The sequence below is a fragment of the Jannaschia sp. M317 genome, from assembly GCF_025141175.1.
In the GTDB taxonomy this organism is placed as follows: Bacteria; Pseudomonadota; Alphaproteobacteria; order Rhodobacterales; family Rhodobacteraceae; genus Jannaschia.
The window spans coordinates 1,946,177-1,968,439 of record NZ_CP081155.1 but is presented as its reverse complement, the minus strand read 5'-3'; the positions used below and the strand labels follow the sequence as shown (position 1 = coordinate 1,968,439).

General features: G+C 67.0%; 21 protein-coding genes. 12 read left to right on the top strand and 9 right to left on the bottom strand.

Translation table 11 applies throughout. From position 1 onward, the window contains the following. Positions 1-96 precede the first annotated feature (96 nt). Entirely contained in the window at positions 97-1,041 is a 945-nt protein-coding gene (locus tag K3551_RS10175) for a LysR family transcriptional regulator (protein ID WP_259912941.1), read from the top strand. Between the two features lie 181 nt (positions 1,042-1,222). After that, a complete protein-coding gene (locus K3551_RS10170) occupies positions 1,223-2,386 on the top strand; it encodes a M20 aminoacylase family protein (RefSeq protein WP_259912940.1) in 1,164 nt (387 codons plus the stop codon). 153 nt (positions 2,387-2,539) lie between these two features. Here the strand turns inward: K3551_RS10170 and K3551_RS10165 are convergent, their stop codons facing one another. From K3551_RS10165 to K3551_RS10155, 3 genes are all read right to left on the bottom strand, one after another. Beyond that, complete coding sequence (locus K3551_RS10165) at positions 2,540-2,878, bottom strand: hypothetical protein (protein ID WP_259912938.1); 339 nt, start codon at positions 2,876-2,878, stop codon at positions 2,540-2,542. Positions 2,879-3,238: 360 nt separating this feature from the next. Beyond that, on the bottom strand, positions 3,239-4,798 hold the full coding sequence (locus K3551_RS10160; RefSeq protein ID WP_259912937.1) for an AMP-binding protein: 1,560 nt from the start codon (positions 4,796-4,798) through the stop codon (positions 3,239-3,241). Next, the gene (locus tag K3551_RS10155; protein ID WP_259912936.1) at positions 4,795-5,289 is read right to left on the bottom strand and encodes a hypothetical protein; all 495 of its coding nucleotides are present in this window, start codon (positions 5,287-5,289) and stop codon (positions 4,795-4,797) included. Before K3551_RS10155 ends, K3551_RS10160 begins: the two co-directional genes overlap by 4 nt. A 288-nt stretch (positions 5,290-5,577) precedes the next feature. Between K3551_RS10155 and moaA the strand changes: the two genes are divergently transcribed. The 3 genes from moaA to K3551_RS10140 are packed head-to-tail and all read left to right on the top strand — an operon-like array spanning position 5,578 to position 8,996. Beyond that, entirely contained in the window at positions 5,578-6,591 is a 1,014-nt protein-coding gene (gene moaA, locus K3551_RS10150; protein WP_259912935.1) for a GTP 3',8-cyclase MoaA, read from the top strand. After that, positions 6,588-7,052 carry a histidine phosphatase family protein gene (locus tag K3551_RS10145; RefSeq protein WP_259912934.1) on the top strand — a complete coding sequence of 155 codons (465 nt, stop codon included), beginning with the start codon at positions 6,588-6,590 and terminating at the stop codon, positions 7,050-7,052. Before moaA ends, K3551_RS10145 begins: the two co-directional genes overlap by 4 nt. Positions 7,053-7,091: 39 nt before the next feature. Continuing rightward, positions 7,092-8,996: a tetratricopeptide repeat protein gene (locus K3551_RS10140; RefSeq protein ID WP_259912933.1), complete on the top strand. Its 1,905-nt coding sequence runs from the start codon at positions 7,092-7,094 to the stop codon at positions 8,994-8,996. 197 nt (positions 8,997-9,193) lie between these two features. Here the strand turns inward: K3551_RS10140 and K3551_RS10135 are convergent, their stop codons facing one another. Further along, positions 9,194-9,673, bottom strand: a complete 480-nt coding sequence (locus K3551_RS10135) for an Lrp/AsnC family transcriptional regulator (RefSeq protein ID WP_259912931.1) — start codon at positions 9,671-9,673, stop codon at positions 9,194-9,196. 121 nt (positions 9,674-9,794) lie between these two features. On the opposite strand from K3551_RS10135, the gene cysG reads away from it, so the two are divergent. From cysG to K3551_RS10105, 6 genes are all read left to right on the top strand, one after another. After that, positions 9,795-11,177 (top strand): siroheme synthase CysG, encoded by a 1,383-nt coding sequence (gene cysG, locus K3551_RS10130; protein WP_259912930.1) that lies wholly within the window; start codon positions 9,795-9,797, stop codon positions 11,175-11,177. After that, positions 11,174-11,479: a DUF2849 domain-containing protein gene (locus K3551_RS10125; RefSeq protein ID WP_259912929.1), complete on the top strand. Its 306-nt coding sequence runs from the start codon at positions 11,174-11,176 to the stop codon at positions 11,477-11,479. Before cysG ends, K3551_RS10125 begins: the two co-directional genes overlap by 4 nt. Further along, the gene (locus tag K3551_RS10120) at positions 11,479-13,131 is read left to right on the top strand and encodes a nitrite/sulfite reductase (protein ID WP_259912928.1); all 1,653 of its coding nucleotides are present in this window, start codon (positions 11,479-11,481) and stop codon (positions 13,129-13,131) included. The genes K3551_RS10125 and K3551_RS10120 overlap by 1 nt, the downstream gene beginning before the upstream one ends. Further along, on the top strand, positions 13,121-13,867 hold the full coding sequence (locus tag K3551_RS10115; protein WP_259912927.1) for a phosphoadenylyl-sulfate reductase: 747 nt from the start codon (positions 13,121-13,123) through the stop codon (positions 13,865-13,867). Before K3551_RS10120 ends, K3551_RS10115 begins: the two co-directional genes overlap by 11 nt. A gap of 61 nt (positions 13,868-13,928) precedes the next feature. Continuing rightward, on the top strand, positions 13,929-14,348 hold the full coding sequence (locus K3551_RS10110; protein ID WP_259912926.1) for a DUF934 domain-containing protein: 420 nt from the start codon (positions 13,929-13,931) through the stop codon (positions 14,346-14,348). 78 nt (positions 14,349-14,426) lie between these two features. Continuing rightward, positions 14,427-15,287 (top strand): ferredoxin--NADP reductase, encoded by an 861-nt coding sequence (locus K3551_RS10105; RefSeq protein ID WP_259919551.1) that lies wholly within the window; start codon positions 14,427-14,429, stop codon positions 15,285-15,287. A 180-nt stretch (positions 15,288-15,467) separates the two neighbouring features. Here K3551_RS10105 and K3551_RS10100 read toward each other — a convergent pair whose 3' ends face one another. Further along, positions 15,468-16,598, bottom strand: coding sequence for a hypothetical protein (locus tag K3551_RS10100; protein ID WP_259912925.1), 1,131 nt, complete (start codon positions 16,596-16,598; stop codon positions 15,468-15,470). A gap of 184 nt (positions 16,599-16,782) precedes the next feature. Between K3551_RS10100 and infC the strand changes: the two genes are divergently transcribed. Then, entirely contained in the window at positions 16,783-17,328 is a 546-nt protein-coding gene (gene infC / locus K3551_RS10095; protein WP_259919549.1) for a translation initiation factor IF-3, read from the top strand. 49 nt (positions 17,329-17,377) lie between these two features. On the opposite strand, the gene K3551_RS10090 is transcribed toward infC, so the two are convergent. From K3551_RS10090 to K3551_RS10075, 4 genes are all read right to left on the bottom strand, one after another. After that, positions 17,378-18,178, bottom strand: a complete 801-nt coding sequence (locus tag K3551_RS10090; protein ID WP_259912924.1) for a xanthine dehydrogenase family protein subunit M — start codon at positions 18,176-18,178, stop codon at positions 17,378-17,380. 162 nt (positions 18,179-18,340) lie between these two features. Beyond that, entirely contained in the window at positions 18,341-18,826 is a 486-nt protein-coding gene (locus K3551_RS10085) for a (2Fe-2S)-binding protein (RefSeq protein ID WP_259912923.1), read from the bottom strand. Positions 18,827-19,015: 189 nt separating this feature from the next. Beyond that, positions 19,016-19,984, bottom strand: coding sequence for an XdhC family protein (locus K3551_RS10080; protein ID WP_259912922.1), 969 nt, complete (start codon positions 19,982-19,984; stop codon positions 19,016-19,018). Between the two features lie 68 nt (positions 19,985-20,052). Further along, on the bottom strand, positions 20,053-22,185 hold the full coding sequence (locus K3551_RS10075; protein ID WP_259912920.1) for an OmpA family protein: 2,133 nt from the start codon (positions 22,183-22,185) through the stop codon (positions 20,053-20,055). Between the last annotated feature and the right edge of the window lie 78 nt (positions 22,186-22,263).

Here is a 22,263-nt window from a genome sequence, read left to right as displayed (position 1 = left end):
TCGGGACTGAAAGGATCCGAAAGCGCTTTCACATAACTGGTACCATGAACTGCAAAATCATATAAATGGATTGATTGTATAGTTGGTATCCAGATTATGAATTTCTCAACCCTCGATCTGAACCTGCTGCGCGTGCTGGATGCGCTGTTGCAGACCCATTCCACCGTCGCCGCCGGACAAAAGATCGGCCTGTCGCAACCCGCCGTCTCGGCTGCTCTGGGCCGTCTGCGCCACACGCTCGAGGATGACCTGTTCGTGCGACGGGGCCGCGGGCTGGAACCGACGGACTATGCCCGCGCCCTGGCCGATCCCCTGCGTGATGCCTTGATCGAAATCGAGCGGGCCCTGACCGCGCCCAAGACATTCGACCCCCGCGCCGCCACGCAATCCTTTCGCCTGTCCGGCAGCGATTTCTTCGCCGAATGCCTGATGCCGGACCTGGCCGCCGATCTTGCCCGCCTGGCCCCCGGCATGCGCGTCCAACTCGTCGATCTCGTCCCGGACAATTACGTCAACACCCTGGAACGCTACGAAGTCGACGTCGCGCTGATCCCGGAAACCGAGCTGCCCCCCTGGGCAGATCGGCAACGTGTCTTTCAGTCGCCATTCGTGGCGATCGCCCGCGCGGACAATCCGCGCCTGACCGCCCTGGATCCGGGTGACACCGTGCCCATCGACCTGTTTTGCGACATGGGCCACGTGCTGTTCTCGCCCGAGGGCCGCTTGCAGGCCATGGGGGATGCCGCCCTCGCCCGCGTGGGGCGCAAACGCAAGGTGGCGATGACCCTGCCGTTCTTCTTTGGTGTGGCCCGCGCGGTAGAGGTCAGCGACCTTATCGCGCTGGTCCCGGCACAGTTCGCGGCGCGCATCGCCCCTCGGCTTGGCCTGTCGATCTACACGCCGCCGATTCCCATCCCGCAGGCGCAGATCATCATGGTCTGGCACCGACGTTCAAACGGCAATCCGGCCCACAGATGGCTCCGGGACACGATTGCCAACCGTCTGGCGGCGCTCGATACCCACCCGTCACCCCCGCGCTGACGACGGACTGCGCGAGGCATCCTCGCGCTCTCCATCCGGCCCGGCGTTGCGGCGGCTGGCCTTTCCGATCCTGCCGTTTCGCATCGAGGGTGCGCTGACGCAGGGGCAGCCTGCCGACGCCGCCTGCCCCCTTGCAGCCCGCCGCGACGCGCGGCAGGCTCTGCCGTCAAAGGAGACCCTCATGCCCGTCAAGAACCGCTTTGCAGAACTGCTCCCCGAGATCACCGAATGGCGTCGGGACCTTCATGAAAACCCCGAGATCCTGTTCGACACGCACCGCACGTCCAAGGTTGTGGCCGACAAGCTGCGCGCCTTCGGCTGCGACGAGGTGGTCGAAGGCATTGGCCGCACCGGCGTCGTTGGCGTCATCAAGGGCAAGTCCAGCGGCTCGGGCAAGGTGATCGGCCTGCGCGCCGATATGGATGCCCTGCCGATCCACGAACAGACCGGGCTGGACTACGCCTCCAAGACCGATGGCGCGATGCATGCCTGTGGCCACGACGGTCATACCGCCATGCTGCTGGGCGCGGCGAAATACCTGTCGGAGACGCGTAATTTCGACGGCACCGTCGTGGTGATCTTCCAGCCCGCCGAAGAAGGCGGCGGCGGCGGCAAGGAAATGTGCGACGACGGCATGATGGACCGCTGGAACATCCAGGAGGTGTACGGCATGCACAACTGGCCCGGCAATCCGGTCGGCAGTTTTGCGATCCGCCCCGGCGCGTTCTTTGCAGCCACCGATGTGTTCACCATCACGCTCGAGGGCAAGGGCGGCCACGCGGCCAAACCGCAAGAGGTCATCGACACGACCCTGATGGCCGCCCATTTCGTCACCTCGGTGCAAAGCATCGTCTCGCGCAATGCCGATCCGGTGAAACAGATCGTGGTTTCCGTCACCTCGTTCGAGACCTCCTCCAAGGCCTTCAACGTCATCCCCCAAAGGGTTGAAATCAAGGGAACCGTCCGCACCATGGCCGAGGATCAGCGCGATCTGGCCGAGCGACGGATCAAGGACATCGCCGCGGGCGTCTGCGCCACCTTCGGCGGCACGGCCGACGTAGAGTATCAGCGCGGCTATCCGGTCATGGTCAATCACGAAGAACAGACCGACTTCGCAGCCGACGTCGCCCGCTCCGTGTCAGGGTCCTGCGACGACGCCCCGCTCGTCATGGGCGGCGAAGACTTTGCCTTCATGTTGGAGGAACGCCCGGGGGCCTACATCCTGGTCGGCAACGGCGAAACGGCCCCGGTGCACCACCCTGAATACAACTTCACCGACGAAGCCATCCCCGCAGGCTGTTCCTGGTGGGCCGAGATCGTCGAGAAACGCATGCCCGCCGCCTGACACCCCGCCTGCGCTGACCCCCAAAAACGAAGAGACCCCCGCCGAGCGAATGCTCTGACGGGGGTCTCGTGCGTGCGAGGCACTTCGGGATGGGGAACAGGCGCGGTCCGGGCGGGGGAGAAGCACCCGGACCGCGAGGGGGTGGCTAGTTGATCAGTCGTCCAGCTCGCGCTGACGCTCGATCTCGGCGAAGATGTCGGCGTCGTAGGCCGGGGTGCCCGACACCAGCGTCGCGCCGTTTTGACCGGTGAAATCGTTGGCCGTGTCCGCGTCCGAGTTGAACAGCGCGAAGACCGCGCCCAGACCGCCCGAGCGGCTGGAGACCACGACCCGGTCGCCGTCCAGGTTGATCAGCGAAACGGCGTCGTTCGCGACGTCCACGTCCTGGTTGAAGTGCGCGATGGCGGCGGCAGCGCCCGATCCGACTTGGGCAGAAGCGGCACCGGTCAGAGCGGCGGAAGCGACGAGGGCGGAGATGATGAGGTTTTTCATAACGTTAGTCCTTTTGCGGTGGACCCTGTGGTTGCGGCGGGCCCGTTTGGGTTTGGTGCGGGGCGGTGTGTGTTGCCCTGCTGATGAACCCTATTTGCGCCTTGCGGATCTGACATTCAACAAACGAACCCGTGAGTATCACGCGATAAACGTGCACCTATGCACAGACACCTCTCCGCCCCGCACCCCCCTCACGCCCGCGCGACGAGGCCTCACGCGGGCGTTATCGAACCCTGCGAAACCGCAACAAAGGTGAGGGGGCAGGTCGCTATGACGGGGTGAGTCGGACGCTCGGGGACGGCGGGCGACATACGCAGATGGGGAAAAAACGTCGACGCGGGCCGCCAGACGAAGCCCCCCTCAATCCCCGCGCAACGCCCGCCGCTGGATCTTGCCCGTCGCGGTCATCGGCAAGGCTTCGACAAATCGCACGGCGCGGGGGGCCATGTGGGGGGACAGGCGGGCGCGGACCCAGGCGATCAGCTCCGCCTCCAGGTCTTCGGCCCGGTCGGGGGCCACGACGAAGGCGGTCACCGCCTCGCCTCGCACGGCGTCCGGCAGCCCCACGACCGCGCAGAGGACCACCGCCGGGTGCGCCGTCAGGCAGGTCTCTATCTCGGTCGGCCCGATCCGGTAACCGGCTGAGTTGATCACATCGTCATCGCGGGACACATAGGCGATGACGGCGCCCTCGACCCGCCCCAGATCGCCCGTCCGCAACCAGCCATCGCGCCACTTCGCCGCCGTCTCGTCCGGCTTGTTCCAATACCGCAGGAAAGCGGCGGGCGATCCGTGGGTACAGATTTCGCCAACCTCGCCCGCGCCCAGGACCTGCCCCGCGCCATCCATAACGGCGATCTCCACCCCCGGAACCGCGCGGCCCAAGGTGCCCGGCACGACATCCTGCGTGCCCGCGCAGGACGCCATGACCAGGTTGCATTCCGTCTGGCCGTAGATCTCGTTGATCCGTACCCCCAGCCCCCCCACGCCCCAGTCCAGCAGCCCCGCGCCCAACGCCTCGCCCCCCGACAGGACCGCCCGCAGGGTCAGGCCCTCCGGCGGATCCGACCGGCGCAGCATCTTCAACGCCGTGGGTGGCAGGAAGGACACCGTGACGCCCTCGTCGCGCATCAAGGCCCAGGCGGCGTCCGCATCGAACTTGGCAAACCGCTTGGCCACCAGTGGCCCGCCGAACCACAGCGCCGGCATCGCCAGGTCCATCAGACCGCCGATCCAGGCCCAGTCGGCCGGGGTCCATGCCACGTCGCCGGGTTGGGGATAGCCCTCCAGCGCCAATTCCACACAAGGCAGATGCCCGATCAGAAACCGGTGCGCGTGCAGCACCCCCTTGGGCGTGCCCGTCGTGCCCGAGGTATAGATCATCATCGCCGGATCGTCGGGCCCGGTACGAACTGGCGCAACGGGTGCCTCTGCCAGCAATCCGTCCCAGTGATCGGCGTCGATCCGCAGGGCCAGATCGGGCAGGTCCAGGTCCGCAAGTTTGGCCAACCCCTCCGCGTCCGAAATCACCACCCGCGCGCCCGAATCCCGCAACCGGTAATTCAGCGCCTCTGGCCCGAACAGGGTGAACAGCGGGATGGATACGGCCCCCAGCTTCATCGCCGCGAAATGCGCGACCATGACCTCGGCACGCTGCGGCAACAGGATCGCGACCCGGTCGCCGCGCACCACGCCACGCCGCGACAACGCCCCGGCCAATCGGTCCGACGCGTCCTTCAGCGCGCCATAGGTCCAGACCCGCCGCCCGTCGGACAGATCGACGATGGCCACACGCTCCGGCTCCGCCTCGGCCCAGTGGTCGCAGCAGGCGGTGGCGATGTTGAACGGATCGGGAATGTCCCAGGCGAACCCCGCACGCATCTCCTCCCAGGGGGCGAGACGCGGGATCGTCCGTCTCATGACGCGGCCAGGGTCACCGAGTGCAGCCCGGTCAACGGCAGGCCCAAAGCCCGCATCGCCGCCAGAGAAATCTGCGGCCCGCCTGCCCCGCCCAAGGGTTTCAGGGTGACGGCAATGGCCTCACCGCCCCCGGTGCGCACCGTGCCCGGTTGCTCGGCAGTGACCAGCGCGGACTTGACCCAAAGGCCGGGCTCCACCGGATCACCCAGCGCGACGGTCACCGTGCCTAATGCACCGCCCGCGGGTGCGGCGGCGGCGGTGGCGCGGGCGGCGTCTTTCTCGGCCTCGCTGACGGTGTCCAATGCGGCGGGCGCGGCGGCGACCTGTGGCACGGGCACCGGGGCCTGCGCCGCCTCCGGCAGGGCGGCGGGGGCCTCGTCCGTCACCTCCGGCTCCGGGGTGGGTGCGGCGCGCATCCGGTCCAGGACGGGGATCTGCGCGCAGGCCCCCAGCAGGCAGGTGGCGATCAGGGCGGCGGCGAGGCGAGGCATGAGAACGACTTCCGTTTGCAAGTATCCCGCGCAGACTAGCGCGGCCCCGCGCGCTGTCACCCCTTGTCGATCCCACAGGTCACCGTACCCGACGTACGCTGTCGCGTGATCCCAACGTATCGCGCGCCCTGATCCGACCTGCGAGAACACGGTTTGAGCCCGAATTTTGCGACACGCAGGGCAATTGTGCTCGCTTGGGAAACACCACGCTTCCTCTACGTCACCTGACGTTCCCTAATTGCTCGCGATGACCTTGCACCGCCGTTCCCCCGAGACTAGCTTTCGCCCATGACCGCACCCCTTATCGACCCCTTCGCCCGCACGATTGACTACCTGCGGGTGTCAGTGACCGACCGTTGCGATTTTCGCTGCACCTACTGCATGTCGGAACATATGACGTTCCTTCCCAAGAAGGATCTTTTGACACTGGAGGAGTTGGACCGGCTTTGCTCCGCGTTCGTGCGCATGGGGGTGCGCAAGCTGCGCATCACCGGGGGCGAACCCTTGGTGCGGCGGGGCATCATGACCTTCTTCGACGGCATGTCGCGGCATCTGGGCGCGGGCCTCGATGAGCTGACGCTGACCACCAACGGCAGCCAGCTCGACCGCTTTGCGCGCCCATTGGCTGACGCAGGGGTGCGCAGAATCAATGTGTCACTCGACACTCTGGATGCAGCAAAGTTCAAAGAGATCACCCGCTGGGGATCGCTCGACAAGGTGCGCCGTGGGATCGCGGCGGCTCAGGAAGCGGGCCTGCGGGTCAAGATCAACACCGTCGCGCTCAAGGGCTTCAACGAAGCGGAATTGTTCGAGATCGTCGACTGGTGCCGCGCGGGCGACATGGACCTCACCTTTATCGAGGTCATGCCCATGGGCGACATGGGCGATGGCACCGACGGCACGCTGCGACTGGACCAATACTGGCCACTCCGCGACCTGCGCGCCCGTCTTGCCGAACGCTTCACCCTCACCGAGCTCGCCCACCGCACCGGCGGCCCCGCCAGATACGTGCGGCTGGAGGAGACGGGCCAGCAGATCGGTTTCATCACACCGCTCACCCACAATTTCTGCGAAAGCTGCAACCGCGTGCGCCTGACCTGCACCGGTGAACTCTACATGTGCCTGGGGCAGGAGGACATGGCCGACCTGCGCGCACCGATGCGCGCCTCCGGCGACGAGACCCCGCTGGAGGATGCCATTCGCGCCGCAATCGCCCGCAAGCCCCGCGGCCACGATTTCGACTATTCCCGCCAACGCGCCGGCGGCCAGATGTCCCGCCACATGAGCCACACCGGCGGATGAAACTCATCCTCATGCGCCATGCGAAATCCGACTGGCACGACCCCCTCCAAGACGATCATGACCGCCCGCTCAACCGCCGCGGGCGCGAGTCCGCACCCAAGATCGGCCGCTGGCTGCGCGACATGGGGCATACGCCCGATCTGATCCTCTGCTCGACCGCCAAACGCACCCGCGAGACGCGCGCGCTTCTGGGCTTCGACGACACGCCGACGGTGGATCTGGACGCGCTCTATCTGGCGGATGCGAATATGATCCTGGCGCAGGCCACGGGCGCAGGCGCGCAGACCGTGATGGTCGTCGGCCATAACCCCGGCATGGCCGAAGCCGCCAGCCTTGCGGTCGCCACCCCCCCGGTTCACCCCGACTTCCACCGCTATCCCACGGCGGCCTGCACGGTCATCGACGCCCCCGGCCCCCTGCCCGGCCGCGCGCTCGCCTTCCTGGTGCCCCGCGACCTGTAGGGCCTTTTCGCTCCGCGCCGAATCGCCCATGGTGCAGCGATGAGCGACCAACAGACGATTGCCGAACATGGCGTGGCCATCACCTTGGCGGCCTTTGGCTTGGCCGGCGCGGCGGCGACCGTGTCGGTCAGCTGCGCAGTTCTGGCCGCCGTCGGATTCCAAAGCTTTCGCGACAGCCGCAAAGCCTGTGAAACTGCCGTAACCACGGTCCTGAACAAGATGAAGGCTTCCGAATCTCCCGCCGTCCTGGCCGAAGTCCGGCAGACCCTGACCAAATCCGGGCGGCAGGTCACGCTCGGCCCCGGCGACATGCCGGAACCGCGTGACCGAGAGACGCTCGACGCTGCTTTCGTGACCCAGATCATGACAGTCGTTCCGCCAGAAACCGGCCCCGATGCCACCGCGCTCATTCGGGTCCTGTTCCAACATGCCGTTGCCGCCTGCCGCTACACGCCTGAAATACATCGCGTGATCGAACAAGACGTCCTCTGGTCGATCTTCACCGACGTTCGGGCGATGCGCCGCAGCCTCGACTCTCTCGCCACCGCCAACCGCGACCAACTCGAAGCCCTTGCCGCCCGCTTTCAGATCGAGCGCGCCTGGACCCTCACCGACACCCAACTCCGCGCCGAACTCGACGACCGCGCCGCCGAGTACGAGGCGTTGCGCAGACAGGTCGCCGCCCTGGACGATCGCACCGCAGGCCTCGCCAATCTCAAGGCCGGCGCGCAGGACGCCGTCGATCGCCTGGATTTTGAAGAGGTGGAGACCCTCTTCGCCCACATCCACGCCACCGAACGCGCCATCGCCACCGAAACCGCGATGACCCGCGCCGACAACCTCCTGCTCCTCGACCGCCAGGACGCGGCCCGCGACGTCCTGCTGGATGCGGCGGATGCCTGTCGCCGGACCGATCGGGACGAGTGGCTGCGGCTGATGCAGGTGGCGGCCAAACGCCTCCATGACCACGGGCTGAAACGCAGCGGCCCGGCCATGGCCTCCGCGGCGGCCATCTTATCCGACCTTGCGCAGGCGCGGGACCGAGTGAGAGAGGCGCAGGCCTGGGCAGCCGACCAGAACAACCTCGGCCTTGCCCTCCTGACCCTCGGCGAACGCGGCGCCGACACCGCCCTGCGCGACGCTGTCACCGCCTACCGCGCCGCGTTGCAGGTCCGCACTCGCGACGCCCTGCCGGTGGCTTGGGCAGCCACACAGAACAACCTCGGCACTGCCCTCGCAACCCTCGGCGAACGCGGCGACGACGCCGCCCTGCGCGACGCCGTCACCGCCTACCGCGCCGCGTTGCAGGTCCACACCCGCGACGCCCTGCCGGTGCAATGGGCTACGACACAGAACAACCTCGGAAACGCCCTCCGGACCCTCGGCGAACGCGGCGACGACACCGCCCTGCGCGATGCCGTCACCGCCTTCCGCGCCGCGTTGCAGGTCCACACCCGCGACGCCCTGCCGGTGCAATGGGCCATGACGCAGAACAACCTCGGCAACGCCCTCCGGACCCTTGGCGAACGCGGCGACGAGACCGCCCTGCGCGACGCCGTCACCGCCTTCCGCGCCGCGTTGCAGGTCCGCACCCGCGACGCCCTGCCGGTGCAATGGGCCATGACGCAGAACAACCTCGGCAACGCCCTCCTGACCCTCGGCCAACGCGGCGACGACACCGCCCTGCGCGATGCTGTCACCGCCTACCGCGCCGCGTTGCAGGTCCGCACCCGCGACGCCCTGCCGGTGGATTGGGCCATGACCCGCGAAAACATGGCGCTTTGCTTTGAAGCGATGATCACCGCCTTCCCGGAGGAATCAACGGAACATCTCGCCGCCGCCCGCGCGGCGGTCGCGGACGCTCTGACGGTCTATGACCCGGAGACGATGCCTTACTACCACGAAGGGGCCAGCCGCCTGCGCGACCATCTCGCCGTCCTCTGAGCAGGCCACCCGTCAAGCGCCCCCGCCGCACAGACCGCCCCGGACCTGTGCAAAGCGGACGTATGACCGGGATCACCCCTGGATCACCCCCGCGTCCGCCCTTCGATGAAAATCGCAAACGGCCCGATATCAGGGAAGACTTCCCGCCCGCTCTGCCCATCCGCCCCCGGGCCGACTCCCATGCCGAACGCGGCACATCAAACCGGCAGCGCCACCTCCGATTTCAACTCCTCCATCGACAAAAGCGCCGTGACGTTGAACACCCGCACCTCGGAAATCAGCGCCTGATAGAAGGCGTCATAGGCCCGCGCGTTGGCCACCCGCACCTTCAGGATGTAGTCGATATCCCCCGCCAAGCGGTGCGCCTCCTGCACTTCGGGGCGGGCGCGCAACGTGGCGAGGAAGCGTTGCTGCCAGTCGGCCTCATGCTCGGACGTGCGGATCAGAACGAAGAAACAGGCTTCAAGACCAAGGGCTTCGGGGTCGAGCACCACAACCGGCGGCCCCATCACGCCCGCCTCGCGCATCTTGCGAATCCGGTTCCACACCGGCGTCTTCGACGACCCCACCTGACGGGCGATTTCATCCAGGCTCTGCCCCGCATCCGTCTGCAACGCCCGGAGGATTTTCCGGTCCAACTCATCCAACCGCACCTGCGTTTGCGTATTCTCCGCCATCCGGAATATCCTCCCACCTCAGTCGTCATAATGCGTCCCACGTTCCTGTTATGCGGCCCCCTCTCCCCAAATACCAGAACAATGTTCTATATAAGGGGCACATCACCAAGGTCGCCTCGCCATGAACCACTTCCCCATCTTCGTCGCCCTAGAAGGCCGCCGTGTGCTTGTGGTGGGTGGTGGCGACGCTGCTGTCGCAAAGCTTCGGCTGCTGTTGAAGACCACGGCGAACATCAACGTTGTCGCCGAAACCTTTGACCCGGTGATCGAAACCTGGGCTGCCGAGGGACGCGTGACATTGATCCGCCGCGCGCAGGAACCCGGCGATGCGCTGTGCTGCGTGCTGGCCTATGCGGCATCGGAAGACGCCGCCCTTGATGCCCGGACCGTGCGCCTTGCCTCCGCCGATGGTGCGCTGGTGAATGTCGTCGACAATCTGGAGGCGTCGCAGTTCATCACACCCGCCATCGTCGACCGTGACCCGGTCGTCGTCGCCATCGGCACCGAAGGCGCGGCCCCGGTTCTCGCCCGCAAGATCAAGGCCGAGCTGGAGGCAAAGCTGCCCGCGCAACTGGGCCTGTTGGCGCGGATCGGGAAAACGTTCCGAAAAGCCGCCGACGTGCTGCCCATGGGCGCCGTTCGCCGCCGCTTCTGGGCCGACTACTACGACCACGCCGGCCCCCGCGCGGCCGATGCCGGGGAAGATGCCATTCGCGACACGTTGGGTGACCTGCTGGCCAGCCATGTCGCCGCCGAAGACCGGCCCGGCCACGTCGATCTGGTGGGCGCAGGCCCCGGTGATCCGGAGCTTCTGACGCTGAAGGCGCGCACGGCGCTGGACCGGGCCGACGTGGTGATCCACGACCGTCTGGTCGCGCCAGAGATCCTGGAGCTGGCCCGCCGCGAAGCTTTGATCATCGACGCGGGCAAGGAAGGCTTTGGCCCCTCTACCGCGCAGGGCGACATCAATGACCTGATGGTCGCGCACGGGCTGAAGGGGGCGCATGTCGTGCGCCTGAAGGCGGGGGATCCGACCGTGTTCGGGCGGCTCGACGAAGAAATCGAAGCGCTGGACGCCGCGGGCCTGGCCTGGTCCATCGTGCCCGGCATCACCGCCGCCAGCGCCTCTGTCGCGTCGATCGGGCAGTCGCTGACCAAGCGGGGGCGGAACGGGTCGGTTCGGTTCCTGACCGGTCACGACATGAAAGGCTTCGCCGATCAGGATTGGCGCGCGTTGGCGCAGCCCGGTGAGGTCGCCGCCATCTACATGGGCAAGCGGGCCGCACGTTGGATGCAGGGCCGGATGCTGATGCACGGGGCCGCCCCCGCCACGCCCGTCACCATTATCGAAAACGCATCGCGTGCCGATCAACGCACCATTGCCGCCACCCTTGCCACCTTGCCCGAGGCCGTCGCCGATGTGACTGGTCCCGCCCTCCTCCTCCATGGTCTTGCCCCGCGCCGCGCGGCCCAGGCCCTCGCACAAACGGAGATCGCGCTATGAGCCGTCGCCCTTTCACCCCCAAGGTCGTCACCGCCAATCGCCTGCTGGAAGGCGACGTGGTCTATCTGGCCGCAGACGATACCTGGGCCACCGCCCTGACCGATGCCGAAGTCTACGAGGACGAGGCGATCGCCGAGGCCCGCCTGATCGACGCCAGCCAACAACACGACACCGTGGTCGGTGTCTATCTGGCCGACGTGAAGCTGAGCGCGTCCGGTCCCGAGCCGGTGCATTTCCGCGAAGCGTTCCGCGCCTCCGGCCCCACCAATTACGCCCACGGCAAAGCACACGAGGCCGTCTGATGTATCACTACAACGATTTCGACCGCGCCTTTCTGGCCGAGCGCAACGCCCAGTTCCGCGCGCAGGTGGACCGCCGTATCGACGGCTCCCTGACCGAGGATGAATTCAAGCCGCTGCGCCTGATGAACGGCGTCTATCTGCAACTGCACGCCTACATGCTGCGCGTGGCGATCCCCTATGGCACGTTGTCGGGGGATCAGATGCGGGTGCTGGCGGATCTGGCGGCTGAGTTCGACAAGGGCTACGGCCATTTCACCACGCGGCAGAACATCCAGTACAACTGGCCCAAGCTGCGCGACATTCCCGACATGCTGGACCGGCTGGGCACCGTGGGGATGCATGCCATCCAGACCTCGGGCAACACGATCCGCAACGTGACCGCCGACCATTTCGCGGGTGCCGCCGCCGATGAGATCATCGATCCGCGTCCGGTCGCCGAATTGTTGCGCCAATGGTCCACGGACCACCCGGAGTTTCAGTTCCTGCCGCGCAAGTTCAAGATCGCCGTCACCGGATCCCCCAATGATCGCGCCGTGACCCGTGCGCATGATATCGGGCTGGTCGCCGTCGAACGCGACGGTCAGGTCGGGTTCGAGGTCATCGTGGGCGGCGGTTTGGGCCGGACGCCGATGATCGGCAAGACCCTGCGCGACTTCGTTCCGACCGAAGACCTGCTGCCCTATTGCGAGGCCATCGTCAGCGTCTACAACCGGCTGGGTCGCCGCGATAACAAGTACAAGGCGCGCATCAAGATCACCGTGCACGAAAACGGCGTGGACACGATCCGTGACCTGGTCGAGGCGCGGTTTGCCGAGCTGAAGCCGCTGTTCGACGGGGTCGATCAGGAAATGCTGCGCGGGATCGAGGCGCAGTTCGCCTTACCCGACTTCCGCGACAGCTCGGACCTGCCGCCGATCGTGGACCCGATCCTGCAAAGCTGGATCGACACCAACACCGTCGCCCACAAACGCGCCGATCATGCCATCGTCACCGTCTCGCTGAAGGCCCACGGCCAGACGCCGGGCGACGCCACCGCCGAGCAGATGCGCCTGCTGGCCGATATCGCGGACCGCCATGCCTATGGCGAGCTGCGGATCAGCCATGAGCAGAACGTCATCCTGCCCCACGTGCGCCGCGCCGACCTGCCCGCCATCCACGCCAGCCTGCGGAACGCGGGCCTGGGGACGGCGAATGTCGGGCTGGCCTCGGACATCATCGCCTGCCCCGGCATGGACTATTGCGCGCTGGCCACCGCGCGCAGCATCCCGGTCGCGCAAAAGATCGCCACCCGCATCGAAGAGCTGGGGATCGAGCACGACATCGGCGCGCTGAAGATCAAGATCTCGGGCTGCATCAACGCCTGCGGTCATCACCACGTCGGCCATATCGGCATTCTGGGGCTGGATCGCGCAGGGGTGGAAAACTACCAGATCACCCTTGGTGGTGACGGGACCGAGACGGCCTCCATCGGGGAACGGGCCGGTCCCGGCTTTGCCTACGATCAGGTCGTGCCCGCCATCGAACGCCTCGTGACTGCCTATCTGGAATTGCGCGATGCGCCCGAGGAAACCTTCCTCGACGCCTATCGCCGCCTCGGTGCCGCCCCCTTCAAGGCCGCGCTCTACCCGCAGGAGAACGCCAATGCCGCTTGATGCCCACGCCTTGTTGAAGGCCCGCGCCGACGGATTGAACGACGCCTATGCCAATCACTCCGCCTTCGCGGTGATGAGCCGGGCGCTTGACGACGATCTGGTCGGGGACATCGCGCTGGTGTCGTCCTTCGGCGCGGAATCGGTCGTGCTGTTGCACATGCTGTCGGTCATGGACCGGACGCGGCCGGTGTTGTTTCTGGAAACCGGCATGCTGTTCCCCGAGACGCTGACGTACCAGCGGGAGGTGGCCGACCGGCTGGGCCTGTCCGACGTCCGCGTCATCCGCCCCGACACAGAGGCGTTGTTCGCCGACGACCCGGAAGGCGACCTGCATCAGCGCGACACCGATGCCTGCTGCGCCCTGCGCAAGACGGCCCCGCTGGAACGGGCGCTTGGCGGCTTCGATGCCTGGATCACCGGGCGCAAGCGGTATCAGGGCGGCAAGCGCGCCGAATTGCAGTTCTTCGAAGCCGAAGCCGGCAAACTGAAGGTCAACCCGCTGGCCCATTGGGAGCCGTCGGACATCGCCGATTACATGACCAACAACCGCCTGCCCCGGCACCCGTTGGTGGCGCAAGGCTATCCGTCGATCGGTTGCGGCCCCTGCACATCCAAGGTCGCCCCGGGCGAGGACCCGCGCGCCGGGCGCTGGCGTGGCGACGAAAAGACCGAGTGCGGCATCCACTTCGCCGGTGGCGTCGTCGTCCGTGGCAACGGCGCTGTTGTGGCGGGATAATTCCCGCCCGACAGGCAGAACAGATCAGGCCCGCCGGGCCGCAAGACTATCGGAGGCTGACATGCCCATCGTGACCGACACCGGCTTTCGGGCCGACGACCTCAACCACGGGTTTTGCCCGCTGGACGACCTGCCTGCCAACGGCCCGCTGGCCGTTGACGTCCCGTCCGACGCGGACCTGGCCCCGTTGATCGCGCGCCTGCCCGAGGTGAGCGCCATTCGCGTGGCCTTCCCCTCGTCCGCCGACGGGCGCGGGTTTTCCATCGCGCGCGAGCTGCGCCGCGCTGGCTATACCGGGCGCCTGCGGGCCCAGGGTCATGTCCTGGCCGACCAATACGCGATGGCCCGTCGCTGCGGCTTCGACGAGGTAGAGATCGACGACACCCTCGCCGCCCGCCAGCCAGAACCACAATGGCTGGCCCGCGCCGACTGGCAGGCCCACGATTATCAGCATCACCTGGGGCGTCGCCGCACCGGCTGAGGCACCCTGCCGCCTTCCCCTGATCCAGATCAACGACTAGACCCCCCGGAGGGGCGCATTCCCGCGCCCATGACTGACATGACCGAGCATTCCCCCGTGACCGACGCCACAGCCGCCCCCGTAGCCCCCGCCCAGCCCGTTCTGCCGGACGCGCAGACGGTGACAGCCGTGACCCATTGGACGGACCGGTTGTTCTCGTTCCGCGTGACCCGGCCCGCCAGCCTGCGCTTCCGCTCCGGCGAATTCGTGATGATCGGGCTGATGGGCGATGTGAACCCCAAGACCGGCAAGCAACAGCCATTGCTGCGCGCCTATTCCATTGCCTCGCCGTCCTGGGACGAAGAGCTGGAGTTCTATTCGATCAAGGTCCAGGACGGGCCGCTGACCTCCAGGCTGCAGCACATCAAGCCGGGCGATCAGATCATCCTGCGGCCCAAGCCCGTCGGCACTCTGGTCCATGACGCCCTGCTGCCGGGCAAGCGCCTGTGGTTCTTTGCCACCGGCACCGGCTTCGCCCCCTTCGCGTCCCTGCTGCGCGACCCGCAGACCTTTGAGGATTACGATCAGGTCATCATCACCCATACCGTCCGCGACGTGGCAGAGCTGGACTACGGCCGCCAACTGATCGACAGCCTGCGCACCGATGAACTCATGCAGGAACTGCTGGGCGAAGAGGCCCTGGCCAAGCTGACCTACTACCCGACAACCACCCGCGAACAGAGCCCGAAGATGGGCCGGATCACCGATCTGCTGACCGATGGCACCGTGTTCAGGGATCTGGGGATCGACGGCATCTCGCCCGAGACCGACCGCGCGATGGTCTGCGGCTCGCTGGGGCTCAACACCGACATCAAGGCGATCCTCGAAGGCTTCGGCCTGGAAGAAGGCGCGAACAGCGACCCCAAACACTACGTGGTCGAAAAGGCCTTCGTCGGCTGACGACCGCAGCCTCACCGTCCAGAACGCCCGCGTGGAGAGATCCGCGCGGGCGTTTTCGTTTGCGGGACGGCGGGCGGGGCGAGGCTCCGACAGGAGCGAGCGGCGCATCGCCGGGCCGAAACAAAAAAGGCCGCGCCAGGTTTCCCCGGCGCGGCCCGTTGGTAACAGGTAACTCGTAACTTACTCGACGCCGAACTGAGCCTTGAGCGCCTCGATGGCGGCGGGGACCAGATCGGGATTGTTGCGCGCCTGCTCGATCGCGGTCGACAGCGCGGTCTTCGCGATGACGTTCAGGTCAGACTGTTCCACGTACCCCAGCAGAGCATCGGCAGAGAACGTCTCCGGAGAGAGCAGCTCAGCCAGGCCTGCCTCGGTCGAGGGAACCTCAACAGCCTCGGTGGTGTCGGCGGCCTCTTCGACAGCGGCGTCCGTTGCGGCAGCGGCTTCGCTGGCTTCCTCGGTCACCTCGGCGGCAGCTTCTTCAGCGGCGGCCTCGGTCGCCTCAACGGCCTCTGCGGCTTCCTCGGTGGCTTCTTCGGCAGCGGCGTCCGTTGCGGCAGCGGCTTCGCCGGCCTCCTCGGCGGCGGCCTCTTCAGCGGCGGCCTCGGTCGCCTCAACGGCCTCTGCGGCTTCTTCGGTGGCTTCGTCGGCAACGACCTCGGTCGCGGCAGCGGCTTCGCTGGCCTCCTCGGTCACCTCGGCGGCAGCTTCTTCAGCGGCGGCTTCGGTCGCCTCAACGGCCTCTGCGGCTTCCTCGGTGGCTTCTTCGGCAACAGCCTCGGTCGCGGCAGCGGCTTCGCTGGCTTCCTCGGTCACGGCTGCGGCGGCTTCTTCGGTCGCTTCGACCGCGTCGGTCGCCACCTCTTCTGCGGCTTCTTCCGTCACCTGAAGGGCGTCGCCGGCCTCTTCGGTGGCACCAGCCAGGGCATCGCCGACGGCGTTGGCCGCGTCTGCGGCAGCGGCTTCGGCGTCCTCAAGCAGGGCGGCGGCCCCCTCAGCGGCTTCGGCCACGGCGCCTTCGACGGCCTCGGTGGCGTCGGTCACGGCCTCACCAACTGCAGCGGCGGCATCGGAGGCGGCCTCCTCCACGGTCGCGGCAGCATCGGTCGCGGCCTCTTCGACGGCCTCTGCGGTGGCAGTGGTGTCGGCTTCGATTTCCGCGACGGCGGCTTCGGCTTCGGTCTCGATGACCTCTTCGGCCGGAGCCGGGGTCTGGACGACCTCGTCCGGGACGGTTGTGCGGCCAATGACGATCCAGGCCAGGGCGGCCACGACCAGGACGGCGAGTCCGACGATCACGTTACGGGACATCTGCGGGTCTCCTCGGCAGCGATTCTCATATGTAGGCGTCTTGACCTAACGCCTGTGCCGCTTCAACGCGAAAGCTGCGTGAAAGGTCCCTGAATCCGGCAAGCAGCCGCCGTTCGCGACTTGAAGAACGGGCGTATCAAAGCTAAGTTGCGGGCCTCATACGAATAGTCAAAGGACCACGACCATCGCCCGCAGACCCCACAATGCGCCCCCGCAGCGCGACACCGGCCCCCGTGTCAACGATCGTATCCGTGCCGTCGAAATTCGCCTGATCGGCGCCGAAGGCGAGAACGTGGGCGTCGTCAGCCCTGCCCGCGCCCGCCAGATGGCAGAAGACGCCGGCCTCGACCTGGTCGAGATCAGCCCCAACGCCAATCCGCCCGTGTGTAAGATCATGGACTTCGGCAAGTTCAAATATGAACAGCAGAAGAAGGAAGCCGAGGCGCGCAAAAAGCAGAAGACCATCGAGGTGAAGGAGGTGAAGTTCCGCCCCAACACCGACACGCACGATTACGGCGTCAAGATGCGCAACGTGGTCAAGTTCCTGGAAAACGGGGACAAGGTGAAGGTCACACTGCGGTTCCGCGGCCGCGAGATGGCGCACCAGAACCTGGGACGCGAACTGCTGGAACGGGTTGCCGACGACACCAAGGAAATCGGCAAGGTGGAGAACTTCCCCAAAATGGAAGGCCGCCAGATGGTCATGATGATCGGCCCGTCGCAACGCTAGGCGCCGCCAGATCAGTATCAGGAAAGGGCACCCTTTGCGGTGCCCTTTTTCATTGCCCCCCTGCCGACACGACCGCGCGCCGGGTCATCACGCCCACAAGATGCGCGCGGTAGCTGCCGTCCCCATGGAGGTCCGACAACATGTCGCCCGCATCCGGCAGCGCCACACCGTCCAATGCGCCGGGCGCGAATTGCGTTGTCAGCGCCGTCTCTGCCGCGGTCCAGCGAAACACACCGTCGGCGGCGGCCCCGGTCACGGCCACGCGCACGGCATCATCGAACTGCGCTACAAAGACAGCCACCAGCGGAAAGCGCGAGGCAGGCTGGATGAATTTCTCATAGGCCGCCCGGACAGGTACCGGAAAGCAGACCTCGGTGATGATCTCTGCATCATCGAGAGCCGTGGCGAACATGCCTTGGAAATAATCTTCTGCCGCGATCTTTCGCAGGTGGGTCACCACCGTCGCCCCCGACGCCAGCGCCGCCGCAGGCCAGCACGCAGAGGGGTCGTTGTTGGCAAGCGACCCGCCGATCGTGCCTCGCGTGCGCACAGCCGGGTCCCCGATCCGACCCGCCAGAGATGCGAGGGCCGGATAGCTGTCGGCGCAGGCGCGGGCCACCGCCGCGTGGGTCGTGCCACCGCCGATGCAGACCCGGCCCGCATCGTCGCGACACACGCCCTTGATGTCCTCGATCCCGGACAGCGCCACAAGGGTTTCGGTCATGGACAGCCGCGCCTTCATCGTCGGAATCAGCGTCTGCCCCCCGCCCAGGATCTGCGCGTCCTCGGCGGCCAACGCCTGCAAGGCGTCCGTCATATTGCGCGGTCTCTTGAGTTCGAATTCGTACATCTGGTCCTCGCCCGTCTCCGACTGCGGGCATCTTGACCCGATGACGGGCCCTGGTCGAGCCCCAACGACCTTGCGGGAAAGATACAGGGGCGCGGCTCCTCCCTTCCGCGCCCCCGGGGGCTGCAGCCGTGCGAGCGACCGGCCCCTACCCTGCGACCGCGCCTACGCAGCAGCCACCGGTGTCACCGCCTGGCCAGAGGCCGCGAGGACCGCCTTGACGATGTTGTGGTATCCCGTGCAGCGGCAGATATTGCCTTCCAGCGCGTGACGCACCTGAGCCTCGGTCGGTTTTGGCGTCTCTTTGAGCAGGGCCACGGCGGACATGACCATGCCGGGCGTGCAAAAGCCGCATTGCAGACCGTGGTACTGCCGAAATGCGTCCTGAACCGCGTGCAGCGTGCCATCGGGGTTTGCCAAACCCTCGATCGTGGTGATCTCGCTGCCGTCGAATTCCGCCGCGAAGGCGGTGCAGGCCTTGACCGGCGCGCCATCCACGTGGACGATGCAGGCACCGCATTGCGAGGTGTCGCAGCCCACATGCGTGCCCGTCAGGCCCAGCCCGTCGCGCAGCCAATCCACCAACAAAGTGCGTCCCTCCGCCTCTGCGGTCCGGGTTTCTCCGTTGACGGTCATCGTGACTGGCTGCATGCGGCCCTCTGAATTTGCTGCGGCACAAAAGCACAGCTTTCCATCCGTGAGAACAGGTATTTTATCCATTTCGAACTGCCAAGTAAAAACCCGGATCTTTGCAGGATCACCTCGGGTTACGCCGTGAATGGAACCGATGGTCTCAGGTTCCGCGCCCATCGCTTGGGCGGCGCCCGTTTCGGCGGCAGGTTAACCCTGTCGCAGGGTCGCGGTCATACCGGCAAGGACCGAGACCGCGATCTCGGCCGGGCTGCGCGCGCCGATGGACAGGCCGACGGGCGCGTCGATGCGCGCGATCTGGTCGGGGGACAGACCGGCCACCTGCAGCCGCTCCACCCGCTTGGCGTGGGTCCGCCGAGAGCCGAGCGCGCCGACGTAGAACGCCTGGCTGGCAAGCGCGACCATCAGGGCCGGATCGTCCAGCTTGGGGTCGTGGGTCAACAGGACGATGGCGCTGCGGGGGTCCGGGGCGAAGGCCTGCATCGCCACGTCGGGCCAGTCGTGGACCAGCGTCGTGTCCGGAAATCGGGCGGCCGAGGCAAAGGCCTCGCGCGGGTCGATGACCGTCACCGCGTAGCCCGCGATCCGCGCCATGGGCACCAGTGCCTGGGCAATGTGCACGCCCCCCACGACGGCCAATCGCAGGGGCGGCGCGTGCAGGGTGACAAAATGGTGGCCATCGGCCTCGAAGTCGCTGCGATCGGTGCGCAACCGGTCGGACACATCGTCGGTCAGGCGGGTCGCCCCGGTGTCCACGTCGACCACCTGCCCCACGGCCTGACCTGCCGCCCGGCGGGCCACGAGATCGGACAGCAACGCCTCGGACAGGCTGCCGCCCACCGGTTGCAGCAAGATTCGAATGCGCCCCCCACAGGCGAGCCCAACGGAAAAGGCGTCGTCGTCGCTGACACCAAATTCTAGCACCCGGTGCCGCCCGCTGGACAGAACGTCCATCGCTTCGGCCACGACCGCCCCCTCGACGCAGCCCCCAGAGACGGAGCCGACCAGCTCTGCCTGGCCCGAAACGGCCAGTTGCGCGCCGCGCGGACGCGGGGCGCTGCCCCAGGTGTCGATGACGGTGGCCAGCACAGCGCCATGCCCGGCCCTGTGCCAATCCAGGGCGGCGCGCGGCGCGTCGTCGATGATGGTCGTCTGCATGAAAAACCCCTCCGCCATGCGAGGATGGCGGAGGGGTCCGGGGGCCACAAGGGCCGATGCGCCGCAGATCAGTTGGCGGCAGCGGTCTGCAGCAAACCGGTGATCTGGCGCACGGTCGCGCGGCGGTTGGCGCGCTCATCCTCCAGGGTCGGGATCAGCAGGAATTCCTCTCCGTAGCCTTGCACGACCATGTTCTCGACCGGCACGCCGAAGTATTCGTTCAGCGCCAGGGCCAAGGTCTCTGCCCGGCGGTCCGACAAGGCCAGGTTATAGGCGGCGTCGCCCACGGCATCGGTGTGCCCCTCGACCAGGAAGACCTCGCGCGGGTTGTCACGGATCAGGTCCAGCACCTCGCGCGCCAGCCCGGTCAGATTGCCCGCCTGTTCCGGCGTGATCGCCGCAGAGCCGCTGGCGAAGGTCACGCTTTCCACCTCGAACGCAGGGGCCAGGGCCCGGACCTGGGCGATGTTGCGCACCTGGCTGAGGCTGAAGCGACGGTCGATCCCGGCTTCGCGGCGCAGCGCCTCGCGCAGGGGATCATCACCGGCACGGGTCGACGGCCGGGTCGATACCAGCGGCGCGGCAGGCAGCTGTGAAACGTCGACCGGTGCCACCTCGGCGGTGTCATCGATCAGCGTATATTCCGAGCCGTCGGTCTGGATCAGCACCCGGCGCAGCACCCGCAGGGATGCGTCGCGAATGGTGATGACCTGGCTGCCATCGTCGCGCGTGACGATCGTCCGGGTAGAGCCGTCGTCGAAGCTTTCGGTGCGGACATTGGCCCCTTCCTGACGCAGCAGGGTATCGTCATCCTTCAGGATCTGAAGATCGCCGTCTTCGCGCTGCACCACCACACGATCGCCGGAATTGGACACAACGCGGTTGCGGTTGTTCAGGATGGTCCCGACAGCCAGTGCGCCAAGTGCCCCCAGCGCGAATTTCTCGACGTTCGACAGGCCACCCTCGTCGGTCACCACGGCCCCGGTGCGGAAGTCTTCGGCAGAAGACCGGACGTCGCCCGAATCCACCGTCTGTTCGGAAACGCTGCCGCCGCCGCGCCGGGTCGCGGCCTCGACGTTGCGACCGTCCAGCGCATCACCAGCCTGTCGGGCAGCCCGGCGTTGTTCTTCGGTAAGCTCCGGCACGCCACGGCGCGCCACTTCTTCGGCGATGCGGCTGTCGGGTGCGCCGTCGGCCGTGCGCGCGGCCAACACGCCGCGCAATGCATTGGCGCGGTCGACGGCATCGGCGCGCGGCACGCCCGCAGCCTGCAGCCGAGCGTTGGCACAATCGATGACCGTCTGGGTGTTCCCTGCCCCATGCCGCGCCGCGCAATTGTCCAGGATCGCGACATCGTCGGGACCACGCGCCGCTTCGGCGGCGGCATTCGCGGCGGCACGGTCCTGCAAGGTGGAGCGCAGGCCATTGGCACGCTCGACCGCAGTGGCGCGGGCCACACCCAGCGTTTGCAACCGGCCATTGACGCAATCGATCACGACCTGGGTGTTATCCAGCCCGTGCCGGTCTTCGCACAGGTCAAGCGCCTGCATATCCGCGTCGCGCGCGGCGACGGCCTGGCGCTGACGCTCTGCCTCGGCGTCTTGTTGCCGGGCGGCTTCGGCTTGACGCTGGCGTTCGGCATCGGCCTCTTGTTGGCGTCGCGCTTCGGCTTGGCGTTGACGCTCCGCTTCGGCGGCGCGCTGCGCTTCGGCGGCCTGGCGGGCTTCTTCCTGACGGCGCACCTCGGCCGCACGGGCGTCGACGCGGGCTTGCAGGTCGTCTCGCAGGCCATTCGCCCGCTCTACTGCTTCGTCCCGTGGAATGCCCGCCCCCTGAAGCCGCCCGTTCACGCAATCGATCACCGCCTGCGTGTTGGCTCCGTTTTCGCCCTCGCAACGGTCCAGAACCGCCAGATCGTCGATCTGCGGGCGCGCAGCCGGCTGACCCCGGCGGGTGTTGATCTCTGCGCGTAGGGCATTGGCGCGATCGACCGCTTGCTGGCGGGGCACGCCGGTGCCCTGCAGCCGGGCGTTCACACAATCGAGGAGGGTCTGCGTGTTGTCAGGACCGTGCTGCATCTCGCATTGATCAAGAACGCCCACATCGGTGGGCTGCTGCGCCGCGACCGGCAGGCTGAGCGGTGGCAGGGCCAAAGCCACGCTGGCCATCAATGCCGGAATGTTGCGGAGAGTGCGGGTCATGGACGACCTCCTTAGTCTTGACTCGAATGGCGGTGGTTCGCCATCCGCTCATGTGGAAGGGATCGCCAGGATATCCAA